The sequence below is a fragment of the Streptomyces sp. HUAS 31 genome, from assembly GCF_028198125.1.
GTDB lineage: Bacteria > Actinomycetota > Actinomycetes > Streptomycetales > Streptomycetaceae > Streptomyces > Streptomyces chartreusis.
In genome coordinates this window covers 9,130,569-9,142,600 of record NZ_CP116353.1, presented here as the reverse complement: position 1 = coordinate 9,142,600, position 12,032 = coordinate 9,130,569, and the positions used below count along the sequence as shown (strand labels likewise).

Annotated in this window: 11 protein-coding genes; 6 read left to right on the top strand and 5 right to left on the bottom strand. The window is 70.1% G+C overall.

Annotated features, from left to right (window positions below; genetic code table 11):
* Window positions 1-36: 36 nt before the first annotated feature.
* Entirely contained in the window at window positions 37-894 is an 858-nt protein-coding gene (locus tag PGH47_RS39785) for an aldo/keto reductase (protein WP_271667510.1), read from the bottom strand.
* 328 nt (window positions 895-1,222) lie between these two features.
* Here PGH47_RS39785 and PGH47_RS39780 point away from each other — a divergent pair, with 328 nt between their 5' ends.
* On the top strand, window positions 1,223-2,107 hold the full coding sequence (locus tag PGH47_RS39780; RefSeq protein WP_271667509.1) for a Gfo/Idh/MocA family protein: 885 nt from the start codon (window positions 1,223-1,225) through the stop codon (window positions 2,105-2,107).
* Window positions 2,108-2,209: 102 nt separating this feature from the next.
* Here PGH47_RS39780 and PGH47_RS39775 read toward each other — a convergent pair whose 3' ends face one another.
* Entirely contained in the window at window positions 2,210-2,971 is a 762-nt protein-coding gene (locus tag PGH47_RS39775) for an SDR family NAD(P)-dependent oxidoreductase (RefSeq protein WP_271667508.1), read from the bottom strand.
* A 146-nt stretch (window positions 2,972-3,117) separates the two neighbouring features.
* Here PGH47_RS39775 and PGH47_RS39770 point away from each other — a divergent pair, with 146 nt between their 5' ends.
* Window positions 3,118-4,023 (top strand): AraC family transcriptional regulator, encoded by a 906-nt coding sequence (locus PGH47_RS39770; protein ID WP_271667507.1) that lies wholly within the window; start codon window positions 3,118-3,120, stop codon window positions 4,021-4,023.
* Between the two features lie 13 nt (window positions 4,024-4,036).
* Here PGH47_RS39770 and PGH47_RS39765 read toward each other — a convergent pair whose 3' ends face one another.
* Together PGH47_RS39765 and PGH47_RS39760 are read right to left on the bottom strand one after the other, a co-directional pair.
* A complete protein-coding gene (locus PGH47_RS39765) occupies window positions 4,037-4,366 on the bottom strand; it encodes a hypothetical protein (protein ID WP_271667506.1) in 330 nt (109 codons plus the stop codon).
* Window positions 4,367-4,497: 131 nt separating this feature from the next.
* Window positions 4,498-5,394, bottom strand: coding sequence for a GNAT family N-acetyltransferase (locus PGH47_RS39760; RefSeq protein ID WP_271667505.1), 897 nt, complete (start codon window positions 5,392-5,394; stop codon window positions 4,498-4,500).
* A 486-nt stretch (window positions 5,395-5,880) separates the two neighbouring features.
* Here PGH47_RS39760 and PGH47_RS39755 point away from each other — a divergent pair, with 486 nt between their 5' ends.
* Together PGH47_RS39755 and PGH47_RS39750 are read left to right on the top strand one after the other, a co-directional pair.
* Window positions 5,881-7,086, top strand: coding sequence for a beta-1,3-glucanase family protein (locus tag PGH47_RS39755; RefSeq protein WP_271667504.1), 1,206 nt, complete (start codon window positions 5,881-5,883; stop codon window positions 7,084-7,086).
* Window positions 7,087-7,213: 127 nt separating this feature from the next.
* Complete coding sequence (locus PGH47_RS39750) at window positions 7,214-7,420, top strand: hypothetical protein (protein ID WP_107911136.1); 207 nt, start codon at window positions 7,214-7,216, stop codon at window positions 7,418-7,420.
* A 109-nt stretch (window positions 7,421-7,529) separates the two neighbouring features.
* Here the strand turns inward: PGH47_RS39750 and PGH47_RS39745 are convergent, their stop codons facing one another.
* Window positions 7,530-8,678, bottom strand: coding sequence for a sulfite oxidase (locus tag PGH47_RS39745; RefSeq protein ID WP_271667503.1), 1,149 nt, complete (start codon window positions 8,676-8,678; stop codon window positions 7,530-7,532).
* A gap of 167 nt (window positions 8,679-8,845) precedes the next feature.
* Here PGH47_RS39745 and sthA point away from each other — a divergent pair, with 167 nt between their 5' ends.
* Window positions 8,846-10,255 carry a Si-specific NAD(P)(+) transhydrogenase gene (gene sthA / locus PGH47_RS39740; RefSeq protein ID WP_271667502.1) on the top strand — a complete coding sequence of 470 codons (1,410 nt, stop codon included), beginning with the start codon at window positions 8,846-8,848 and terminating at the stop codon, window positions 10,253-10,255.
* A gap of 301 nt (window positions 10,256-10,556) precedes the next feature.
* Window positions 10,557-12,029 carry an APC family permease gene (locus PGH47_RS39735; protein WP_271667501.1) on the top strand — a complete coding sequence of 491 codons (1,473 nt, stop codon included), beginning with the start codon at window positions 10,557-10,559 and terminating at the stop codon, window positions 12,027-12,029.
* Window positions 12,030-12,032: the final 3 nt, after the last annotated feature.

Here is a 12,032-nt window from a genome sequence, read left to right as displayed (position 1 = left end):
TACCTACGCGATCCGGGACGGATTCCCGGAGTTGCGTCAGACGGCGTCCAGTTCCGCGATCTCCTCGGCGGTGAGCACGAGGTCGACCGCGCCGAGGGAGTCCCGGATGGTCTCGGGCCGGCTCGAACCCGGGATGGGGACGACGACCGGCGACTTGGCGAGCATCCAGGCCAGGCACACCTGCTGCGGGCTCACCCCGTGCGCCTCGGCGACGCGCGCGAACGGGGCGTAGGCGGAGCCCAGTTCACCGGCCCGGGAGATGCCGCCGAGCGGGCTCCACGGCAGGAACGCGATGCCGAGCTTGTCGCACAGGCGCAGTTCGGGCTCGCTGGAGCGGAACGCCGGGGAGAACTGGTTCTGCACGGAGACCAGCCGTCCGCCGAGGATCTCGTTCGCCTGCCCGATGCGCTCGGGGTTCGCGTTGGAGATCCCCGCCATGAGGATCTTGCCCTCGTCGAGCAGGTCGCGGATCGCGCCGACGGACTCGGCGTACGGCACCCTCGGGTCCGGCCGGTGGAACTGGTAGAGCCCGATGGCCTCCACGCCCAGGCGGCGCAGGGACGCCTCGCACGCCTCCTTCAGGTGGCGCGGGCTGCCGTCCAGGGTCCAACTGCCGTCGCCGGGGCGCAGATGGCCGCCCTTCGTGGCGACGAGGACGTCCTTGCCCAGGTCGTGGGAGGCGAGGGCCTTGGCGATCAGGGTCTCGTTGTGACCGACCTCGTGGGCGTCGCGGTGATAGGCGTCCGCGGTGTCGATCAGGGTGACGCCGGCGTCGAGCGCGGCGTGGATCGTGGCGAGGGAACGCGCCTCGTCCGGGCGGCCCTCGATGGACATGGGCATCCCGCCCAGACCGATCGCGCTGACCTCGACATCCCCGATGCGGCGGGTGTGCATGGGCTCGTGACCTCTCTCGGCTGTCGCGCGGAAAACGTTGTCGTCCGGTGAACGGACCGTGGAGCGCGGGCCGTACCGGACCACACCAGCGTCGCCGTCCGCATGCGAGAGGTCCAATAGAAGAAAGAGAACGCATTCAGCGACGGCGCCACTGAATCCGTGGACTGCCGGGATCGGGTGGGTGCGGTCGCGAGCCGGCCGGGTCCGGCCGACTCCCCCGGCCGTCCGGTATCCGCTTGCACGGCCTCCAGGTCGATATGGCACGCTCACCCTCGACCGAGCGGACAGGCATGGTCCCGGATCTTCCGGCACAGTGAGAGGCGGCGGCATGCGCATCGGACTGCTAGGCACCGGCCCGTGGGCACAGATGGCGCACGCTCCCGCCCTCAGCGGGCACCCGGAGCTGGACTTCGTCGGGGTGTGGGGCCGTCGCACGGCGCCCACGAAGGAACTGGCCGACACCTACGGCGTGCGGGCCTACGACGAGGTCGACACGCTGCTCGCCGACGTGGACGCGGTGGCCGTCGCCCTGCCGCCGGCGATCCAGGCCGACCTCGCGGCGCGGGCCGCGCGGGCGGGCTGCCATCTGCTGCTCGACAAACCGCTCGCGCCGACGGTGGAGCAGGGACGGACGGTCGTCGAGGCCGCGGCGGAGGCCGGTGTCGCCTCGGTCGTCTTCTTCACCACCCGATTCCAGCCGGAGACCGCGGCATGGATCACGGAACAGGCGGGTGCGGACGGCTGGTTCACCGGACGGGCGCAGTGGCTCGGCGCGGTGTTCAGCGGTGACGACAGCCCGTTCGCGGACTCTCCGTGGCGGCGCGAGAAGGGCGCGCTGTGGGACGTGGGCCCGCACGCGCTGTCGGTGCTGCTTCCGGTCCTGGGTGACGCGCGGGGGGTGACGGCGGCCGCGCACGGCCCCGGCGACACCGTCCACCTCGTCCTCGACCACGTCAGCGGGGCGTCCAGCACGCTGGCCCTGAGCCTCACGGCCCCACCCGCCGCCTCGGGGGCGGCGGTGGAACTGCGCGGCACGGCCGGGGTCACGCTCCTGCCGGAGAGCACCGAGACCGCGGTGTCCGCCCTGACCCGGGCCGCCGACGCGCTGCTGACCGCGGCTCGCACGGGGCAACCGCACCCGTGCGACGCGGCGTTCGGACTGCGGGTCACCGAGATCCTGGCCGAGGCCGAGACACTGCTCGACGAGGGCTGACCGGCCGCCGATCGGCTGCTGAGCGAGGGCTGATCGGCCGCACGGTCGGCGGCTGGTCGGCTGGTCGGCTGGTCGGCTGGTCGGCTGGTCGGCTGGTCGGCTCTAGAGGTCGTAGCCGCCGGAGACCTCGAGGTTCTGGGCGGTCACCCAGCGGCTCTCGTCGGAGACGAGCGTGGCGATCATCGCGCCGATGTCGTCGGGTTCGCCGACCCGGCCGAACGCGGTCTTCGCGGCGATGCCCGGGATCACCTCGGGGAACCGGGTGAAGGCGTCGTCGGCGAGACGGGTGCGGGTGGCTCCCGGCGACACGGCGTTGACCCGGATCCCGCGGCCGCTGAACTCCTTGGCCATGTACCGGGTCATCACGTCCAGGCCGCCCTTCATGCTGGCGTACGCGGAGTAGCCGGGCTCCAGGCCGGTTGTGACACGCGCCGAACTGCTGCTGGTGTTGACGACGGCGCCGCCGTCCGTCATGAGCGGCAGCAGCTTCTGCGTCAGGAAGTACGGCCCCTTGAGCAGGACCCGAGCCAGCCGGTCGAACATGTCCTCCGTCATGTCCTCGATCAGCGCCGCATGCGCGATCCCCGCGTTGTTGACCAGGAAGTCGAACGAGTCGCGCCCCCACGTCTCCTTGAGCACGCCGGCGACCGTGTCGCGGAAGGCGTCGAACGTGTCGCTCGCGCCGACGTCAAGCGGCAGCGCAACGGCGGTGCCGCCCGCCTCCTCGATGGCGGCGACCGTCTCCAGGCCGCCGCGTGCGTTCTTGCCGTAGGTCAGGATGACGCCGACCCCGCGCTTGGCGATCTCGACGGCGGCGCTCTGCCCGATACCGGAGCTGGCGCCGGTGACGATGGCGATCTTCATGGTCTCTCCTCTGAGTGGACGGAACCGGTGAACTGATTCCATTCAACCCATCTGACCTGCGGAAACGTTAGAACGATGCTCGCTTGCACTTGCACGATCCTCTCGCCTTCGGGAGCCGCCGGGCGCAACCGTGCTGCAATGGCCGTATGCCACTGGAAGAGCTCCGCGCGCTGCTGGACCGGCACGCGCGTCCCGACTGGACCACCCCCATCGACGGTGTCCTCATCTCGAAGGTCGACCGGTCGGATCCGCCGGCGCCCTCGATGACCGGCATGGTGCTCGCGGTCATCGCCCAGGGCGCGAAACGGCTCGCGCTGGGCGATCGCGTCTTCGAGTACGGCGCCGGGCAGTATCTGGTGGCGTCGGTCGACCTTCCGGTCACGGGCCAGTTCACCGGGGCCGATCCCGAGCATCCCGCGCTGGGCTTCGGGCTCACGCTGGACCCCTCCGCGGTGGCCGAGCTGCTGCTCCAGGCCGGCCCCGGAACCACGCCCCGGCTCGGCGGTGGTCCGCCCTCGGGGATCGCCGTGACCGACGCTCCGGCCGCGCTGCTCGACGCGGTGGTCCGGCTGCTGCGCCTGATCGACGAGCCCCGCGACCGTGCCGTCCTCGCGCCGCTGGTCAAGCGCGAGATCCTGTGGCGTGTGATCACCGGCGAGCAGGGGGCGACGGTCCGGCAGCTGGGCCTGGCCGACAGCAGCCTCAGTCATGTCTCGCGGGCCGTGCGCTGGATCCGCGAGCACTACGCGGATCCCTTCCGGGTCGAGGACGTGGCCCGGATGTCCGGCATGAGCGTCTCCGCCTTCTACCGCAACTTCCAGGCGGTGACCGCGATGAGCCCCATCCAGTTCCAGAAGCAGATCCGGCTCCAGGAGGCCCGGCTGCTGCTCGCGACCCACCCGGGCGACGTCACCGGGGTCGGTCAGCGCGTGGGTTATGACAACCCGTCACAGTTCAGCCGGGAGTACCGCCGTCAGTTCGGCGCACCCCCCAGCAAGGACGCCACCCGCCTGCGCGACGCGGCACGCAGCCCTGTGAGTGTCCTGCCCTGAGTCAGGTGGCGCGTCACTCGTCGTCAAACGGCTCCTCGCTCCACCGGAACCACGCTCTGTCCCCCTCGATGTGCAGCAGGAACTCGGCGACGGGGCCGTCCGGCGACGACAGCGAGACACGGCTGCGGATCTCGTCGTACGCCGTCTCCCAGACCTCAACCTCCTCTTCCTGATCCCGCTCCAGCAGGGCGAGCTCCCGGGCGAACAGGTCGCGCACCGCCTCATATCCCGGACCGGGAGTGAAGCGGCCCGCGAGCCAGGGGAAGTCGGCCTCGTCGATCAGGATCTCGCCCACCGGTCCGTCGCCACCGCTCACGTGCCATACCGCGCCGCCGATGCCCATCCCCAACCCCCGTCATCCCGCTGTCGATCACGCCGACGGCCAGCATGCCACCCGGCACTGACAGAAGGCCCGGACCCGCGATCGAGGTCCGGGCCGTCCGTCATTCATCGTGCCGGGATGCCGCTACTCGGCTATGCGGACTTCTTCACCTGGAAGTTGATCCGCTCCTTGACCACCGGGAAGCCGGCCTTGGCGAAGTTCGCGGCCATCGGGAAATTGCCCCGGTCCGTGGCTCCAGTGACGAACTCCGCGCCCTGTTCGACGAGGAAGTTCGTGCACTCGGCGAGGAGGTCGTAGGCGTAGCCGTGGCCGCGCTGTTCCGGGACGACCCCGATGAAGCCGACGGTCGGTCCGGAGGGGTTGTGGGCCGGGATGTGGATGCCGGCCAGGTCGCCCTCGGGCGTGTGGGCGAGCTGCCACCACTCCCGCGGGGACGGGCACCAGTGGAAGAAGTCGAGCTCCTCCTGGGCGGCCTTGTCGATGCCGCCTTCCTCCTTGGCGCGCAGTGAGTGCGCGTCCAGGGTGACGGAGTGGATGCGCCGCAGCGCGTCGAAGAAGACCGCGTCGTCGGGCTCGGACCTGAACGTCAGGCGTCCGGGTCGCTCGGGCAGTCCGAGGTCCGGGGTCCAGCGGTACAGGAACCGCTCCACCAGGAGTTCGTACCCGGCGGCGCGCGCGGCGCTGAACCGGGCCTCGGCAGCGGCCTTCAGAGCGGGCTCGTCCCGCCAGTCGCCGGGCAGGTTGATCTCCAGCTCGACGTGCCAGGGGGCGGAGCGCAGGAGTTCGGCGCCGGCCTCCTCCTCACCCTCGGCCACGTCGAACCAGTTGATGTTGATGGGCTCCGAGTCGTCGGGGCCGCCCCACCAGGCGCCGCGGGCGACGACCTCGCCGTCACGCAGGGCCACTCGCTTCCACTCCGAGCGGAACTTGGTGCGCACGTGCCCTTCGCGGGCACCGAGCGGGTCGGGGTGTGCGTCGAAAAGATGGGCGTCGCTCGCGGAGAGCGTACGGATGACCAGATCGGTCACGGATTCCTCCGGGATACAGGCTGCTTGGAGCGCTCCCGGTCAGATCGCGATATGCACGCCGGGGCAACGGAAAAGGGAGCGCGGGTAATTGGTGAACTGCACGGCACTCGCCTCCTTCCGTCCGACTCAGGGCGTGGAACCACACAGTACGTGATCTTCGGCAGGTCCGTCCAGGGATTTCCGCACCACTCACGGACAGCCGCTCCCTCGCCATGAGAGCGCTCTCGAATCGCCATCAGACTTAAGCGGGCCTTAGGCAAGGATTAAGCGGATGTGGTCATTCCGTGCCCATTCAAGTTCTCACAGGTCAGCGCGATTTGGACTTGGTGCAGACCCATTGGCCGACACACGGGTCGTGCGTAGCATCGGGGGTCATCGGTGGCGGCCATGGTCGACGCGAGGGCATTTCGAGAGCGCTCTCAGACCGACCGTACGGCCGCCGCCGCGGCTCCTGTACCCCCACAAGCACTCCGGGAGATCCCCCACATGACTTCCCGTCATCAGCGCCCCCTCGGTCGTCGCAGGCTCCTGTTCGCGCTCGGCGGCGCGGCGGTGGCCGTCCCCGTCGCCGCCACCGTGGCCCCGTACGCACTCGCGGGGACCCCCGCGGGCAACGCCGCGACGGCCGCCGCGGGCTCGCTGCCGCTGACGATCGTCAACGGCAGCGGTTCCTTCGACAACGCGAACGTGCACCTCTACATAGTCGGCAACCAGGACGGCAAGCAGGTCCGTCTCACGCCCGAGGGGACCCTCGCGCCGATCGCGCTGTCGGACAACGGTTCCGACGGCTTCACCGACTACGCCATCTCCCTGTCCGGCGGCGAGACCCGGCTCTCGCTCCCCTACATGTCGGGCCGTATCTATGTGGCGCTCGGCGAGAAGCTGAAGTTCAAGGCGGTCGCGGACGGCAACGGCAACGCAGCCCTCCAGTACCCGGCGGGCTGGGTCGAGTCGGACCCGAACTACCCGGTGCTGCACGACTGCGCCGAGTTCACGTACAACGCGTCGGGAATGTTCTGCAACACCACCATGGTCGACATGTTCAGCGTGCCGATGAGCATCCGGCTGACCGGCGCGAAGGACCAGACCACGGGCAGGCTGAAGGCAGGTGGCCGTGCGGCCGCGTTCGCCGCGGTGCGCGAGGCCGAGCCGTTCGCACGGCTGGTCGTGGCCGACACCCGCATCATCGCCCCTGGTCACGGCCTGGACGCGGGGCTGTTCTCGAAGGACTACTTCGCCCCGTACATCGACGAGGTGTGGAGCACCTACACGGGGCGGGATCTGACCGTCACCACCAACGCGGGGAAGTTCACCGGTCGGGTGCGTGGTGACCGGTTCACCTTCGACGGGCCCACCCAGGTGTCCTTCGGCAAGCCGTCGACCCGGGACGTGCTGTTCTGCGACGGGAACCTCGCCGCCCCCAACGACGGCACGACCGGCCCCGTCGCCGCCGTCCTCGGCGCCGGCTTCAACCGCTCGACCCTGCTCAGCCACCCCGAGCAGCCGACGACCGACCCGGCCACCTTCTACGGGACCGACCTGACCAACCACTACGCCGGGGCGATGCACACGGCCACCGAGGACGGCAAGGCGTACGGCTTCGCCTTCGACGACGTGGCCGACTTCGCCTCGTACATCCAGGACACGGCGCCGACGGGGATCACGCTGACGCTCACGCCCTTCGAGGGCTGAGGGCGACCCGGTGCGGGGCGGGCCTCAGGGCTCTCCGGATGCAGGGTCCGCTCAGGCGTTGAATGGTGATAGCAGACCCGATGACCGCACCGGGCCCGAAGTACCCCGGATCCGAGGAGCAGAGATGATGCCGACGTCCCAGCCCGAAGCGTCCGGGCCGTCCGAGGACCGCACCACCCCGGACGACCTGCTCCACGCCCGCACCGGCACCGAAGTGTCCCCCGAGGACATCGTGCTTGCCTCAGGCAAGGACATCACCCCACGCAACCTGGAATGGGCCAAGCGCAAGCTGGCGGCCGAGGGACCGACCGCCCTCGACAAGCTGCTGCCCTAGCCGTACCCGCCACGATCCGCCCGGTCGCCCTGAGGTGCAGGTCAGCACCCGGGGCGGCCTTGTACGCCTGCCATCCAGAGCCCTCACGCACGCCGGGCCCGTGTCCGGTCTACTCCCCGTCACCGCCCGCTGACCCGTCCTCGTCGTCCAGGCACAGCACGGGCACGCGCTGTACGAGGTTGTTGACGAAGCCCCCGCGGTTCCAGGGCTGCTCCAGCGGCTGGGTGTGGCCCTCGGCGTCGATGGCGCGTGCGCTGAGCACGTGCTCACCCGGGGCCGCCGTCCAGTCGTACCACCAGCGGCGCCATGCCCACCGCTCCCCCTCGTCCGGGGCCAGGTCGGCGTCCCGCCAGCTGTGTCCCGCGTCCGTGCTGACCTCGACTCGCGTCACCGACGCCTGCCCGGACCAGGCACGCCCCTCCAGCGCCACCGTGCCGGGCCGGACCACGCGGGCCCGGGACATGAAGTCCGGGAATCCGGGTGGCACGAGCAGGGCGCGCGGGGCGATACGGGTCACCGGCTCGCCCGCGTCCGCGGGGTCCCGGCGCAGCCGGTAGGCCACGGCCTGCTGGAACCCCGTGAAGGGCTCGTCGGCGACGGTGATCGAGCGCAGCCACTTCACGTGCGCCATGCCGTACCAGCCGGGCACGATCAGCCGGAGCGGGTAGCCGTGCTGCGGGGGCAGTGGCGCCCCGTTCATCGAGTGCGCGACCAGCACCTCGGGATCGCCGCCCGTGGCCTCCTCGACGGGGAGGGCGCGCCGGTAGTCCTGCTCGACGCCGCGCTCGACCCCGTGGTCGGCGCCGGTGAAGACCACGTCGACCGCGTCGGGCTCGATGCCGGCCTCGGCGAGCAGCAGCCGAAGGGGTACGCCGGTCCACTCGGCGGTGCCGACGGCCTCCACGAGCCAGGGCTGGCTCACCGGCCGGGGGGTCAGCAGGGCCCGGCCGTTCCCGGCGCACTCCAGCGTGACGCGGGTGGTGACCTGCGGGAACCTGTGCAGGTCGGGGAGGTCCAGGCGCAGGGGGCGGCGGACGCGGCCGTCCAGGGTGAGGGGCCAGGGGGTGCCTTCGGGGACGTACGGGATGTCGTAATGGGTCAGGACGTAGTGCAGGCCCGGCGGGGTGATGTCGTGGCGCAGGGCTTCGAGGGGCAGGCCGTGGTTGCGGGTCGCGAGCGCCAGTTCGTCCCGGCCGATGCCCTCGTCCGGGGCGGCCAGCCGGGCCGGCGTGCTCGCGTCGGCGAGTCGGTGACCCATACCCGCATTATCGACCCGCACGCGCGACATCGCTCCGGTGAAGCGGGACGATTCGGGCGGGAGCGGGGCGGAGGCACAACCTCCGTCGCGGACCGGGCACTTCACCCGGGCAATGGTTCACGGCTCACCCTTTCGAAAGGGGTCGCACGGCTGACAGACTCCGGAGGGTGCCCGACTTCGACTTCGACATGCTCGTCATCGGATCCGGCCCCGGTGGCCAGAAGGCCGCCATAGCCGCGGCCAAGCTGGGCCGCCGCGTCGCCGTGGTCGACCGCCCCGACATGGTCGGCGGTGTCTCCATCCACACCGGGACCATCCCCTCCAAGACCCTGCGCGAGGCGGTGCTGTACCTGACCGGTCTCACCCAGCGCGATCTGTACGGCCAGAGTTACCGGCTCAAGGACGACATCACCGTCGCCGACCTCACCGCGCGCACCCAGCACGTGGTCGGCCGTGAGGTGGACGTCATCCGCAGCCAGCTCTCCCGCAACCACGTCTCCCTGTACGCCGGGACCGGGCGCTTCGTCGACCCGCACACCATCGCCCTGCGCGAGGTCAGCGGCCAGGAGCGGCTGCTGACCTCCGAGCACATCGTCATCGCCACCGGTACCCGGCCCGCACGGCCGGACAGCGTCGAGTTCGACGGCCGGACGATCATGGACTCGGACAACGTTCTCGCGCTGGAGCGGGTGCCGCGCTCCATGGTGATCGTGGGCGCCGGGGTCATCGGCATGGAGTACGCCTCGATGTTCGCCGCGCTCGGCAGCAAGATCACCGTGGTGGAGAAGCGTGCCGGGATGCTCGACATGTGCGACGTCGAGGTGATCGAGTCGCTCAAGTACCACCTGCGGGATCTCGCCGTGACGTTCCGCTTCGGGGAGACGGTCGCCGCGGTCGAGCGGCATGCCCGCGGGACGCTGACCATCCTGGAGAGCGGCAAGAAGATCCCCGCCGACGCGGTGATGTACTCGGCGGGCCGGCAGGGCCTGACCGACGAGCTGGACCTGGACAAGGCCGGGCTGACCGCGGACCGACGCGGCCGGATCACCGTCGACGAGCACTACCGCACCGAGGTGCCGCACATCTACGCCGTCGGTGACGTCATCGGCTTCCCGGCGCTGGCCGCGACGTCGATGGAGCAGGGGCGTTCGGCGGCGTACCACGCCTGCGGTGAGCCCGTCGGGCGGATGCACAACCTCCAGCCGATCGGGATCTACACCATCCCCGAGATCAGCTTCGTCGGCCGGACCGAGGACCAGCTCACCGAGGACCGGGTGCCGTTCGAGGTCGGGATCTCCCGCTACCGCGAACTGGCCCGCGGGCAGATCATCGGCGACTCGCACGGCATGCTGAAACTGCTGGTCTCCCCCGAGGACCGCACGCTGCTCGGCGTGCACTGCTTCGGCACGGGCGCGACGGAGCTCATCCACATCGGCCAGTCGGTGATGGGCTGCGGCGGGACGGTCGACTATCTCGTCGACGCGGTGTTCAACTACCCCACGCTCGCCGAGTCCTACAAGGTCGCGGCCCTGGACGCCACGAACCGGCTCCGGCAGATCGACCGCATCGGGGACTGAGCCACCGCGATCAGGGACCCCCGGGCGAACTTCGTCCGGGGGTCCCTCGTCATGCCGTTCGACGGACGTATCCGCGGAAGATCCCTTGGCTCTTGAAGCCTCAAAGAGTGTGGCTATCATCACTCGCACACACGGCGTGACTGCATCGCGACGCAACGGCGTACAGTGTCCGCCACCCGTTGTCAGCCGCCCCTGCCCCGAGGTCATCCCTCTCCGGTTCGTGGCGTTGTTCCACCCCCCACCCCCCTACGGCGCAGGGGCCGTCGCCCTCGCGTCGTGCACGACGGAAAGCAGCGCATCCATGAGCAACAACAGGGGCAGAGGACTACAGGCCAACGTCCTCGGCACGTTCGACACGGTGGTGATGGCGGTCGCGGGCAGCGCCCCGGCGTACTCGATCGCCGCGACCACGGCGGTCCTGGTCGGTGCGGTGGGCCTGGCAAGCCCGGCGGCGCTGCTGTACTGCGCGATACCCATGCTGGGCATCGCGCTGGCGTTCAGCCGGCTCGGCCGTATCGACGTGAACGCGGGCGCCAGTTACTCCTGGGTGGGGCGGACCCTGCATCCCTTTCTCGGTTTCATCAGCGGCTGGGCGCTGGTGATCTCGACGACCATCTTCATGGTGGCGGGTTCGCTGCCCGCCGGTTCGATGACGCTGGCCCTGTTCGACGAGGAACTCGCGGAGAACACCGCGCTGTCGACGCTGGTCGGCGCCTGCTGGTTCCTGGTCATGCTGTTGGTGGTGCTGGGCGGGGCGCGGCTGACCGTCCGGGCGCAGATCGTGATGTCGGGCGTCGAGCTGGTCATACTCGCGCTGTTCGCCGTGCTCGCCGTGTTCCACACGGACAGCGCCCACGTCTTCGACTGGTCGTGGCTTGGCTTCGGGCACTTCGACGGGGTGGCGGGATTCGCGTCGGGGGCGCTGATCGCCGCTTTCTACTACTGGGGTTGGGACGTCACCAGCAACCTCAGTGAGGAGACCCGCAACAGCCGCCGTACGACGGGTCTCGCGGGGCTCATCGGGGTGGGCATCGTGTTCCTGCTGTTCGAGGTGTTCACGATCGCGGTGAACGTCATCCTGTCCTCGAAGCAGATCCAGGACAACGACGCGAACGTGCTGGCGGTGCTCGGCGAGGAGGTGTGGCCGGGCTGGGGCGGCAAGTTGCTGATCGTGGCGGTGATGCTGTCCACGATCGCCACGCTGGAGACCACGCTCATCCAGGTGACCCGCTCGCTGTTCGCGATGGGCCGGGACCGCACGATGCCCGCGGCGCTGGGGAAGGTGCACCAGCGGTGGAACACGCCGTGGGTGGCGGTCGCGGTGGTCGGCGTGGTGGCGCTGGTGATGTTCATCGCCTCCAACGCGTTGGGCACGGTCGGCGACATCCTCTCCGACGCCATCTCGGCGATCGGTCTCCAGATCGCCGTCTACTACGGGCTGACGGGTCTCGCGGCCGTCGTCGCCTACCGCAAGATGCTGCTGAAGTCGGTGGGTGACTTCGTGCTCGGCGGTCTGTGGCCGCTGTTCGGAGCCCTGTTCATGTTCTGGATCTTCGTCGAGTCGTTGGGCGAGCTGAGCGGTTCGGCGCTCGCGATCGGCTTCGGCGGCATCGCGATCGGCCTCGTCCCGATGCTCTGGTACTGGCGGCAGGGCAGCGACTACTACCGGCCGGCCAAGCTGGACGCCACACGGACCGTCGAGGCGGACTACGTCCCGGCCGGTGGCGGCGGCGACAACTCCCTCGTCCACGAGGGTCTTCCGACCGACTTCTGAGGG

Bases quoted from the DNA above. Each gene is read 5' to 3' on its own strand.
- PGH47_RS39745 (WP_271667503.1), bottom strand. From the start codon at position 8,678: ATGGGTCACCGACTCGCCGACGCGAGCACGCCGGCCCGGCTGGCCGCC.
- PGH47_RS39765 (WP_271667506.1), bottom strand. From the start codon at position 4,366: ATGGGCATCGGCGGCGCGGTATGGCACGTGAGCGGTGGCGACGGACCG.
- PGH47_RS39755 (WP_271667504.1), top strand. From the start codon at position 5,881: ATGACTTCCCGTCATCAGCGCCCCCTCGGTCGTCGCAGGCTCCTGTTC.
- PGH47_RS39780 (WP_271667509.1), top strand. From the start codon at position 1,223: ATGCGCATCGGACTGCTAGGCACCGGCCCGTGGGCACAGATGGCGCAC.
- PGH47_RS39785 (WP_271667510.1), bottom strand. From the start codon at position 894: ATGCACACCCGCCGCATCGGGGATGTCGAGGTCAGCGCGATCGGTCTG.
- PGH47_RS39750 (WP_107911136.1), top strand. From the start codon at position 7,214: ATGCCGACGTCCCAGCCCGAAGCGTCCGGGCCGTCCGAGGACCGCACC.
- PGH47_RS39775 (WP_271667508.1), bottom strand. From the start codon at position 2,971: ATGAAGATCGCCATCGTCACCGGCGCCAGCTCCGGTATCGGGCAGAGC.
- PGH47_RS39770 (WP_271667507.1), top strand. From the start codon at position 3,118: ATGCCACTGGAAGAGCTCCGCGCGCTGCTGGACCGGCACGCGCGTCCC.
- PGH47_RS39735 (WP_271667501.1), top strand. From the start codon at position 10,557: ATGAGCAACAACAGGGGCAGAGGACTACAGGCCAACGTCCTCGGCACG.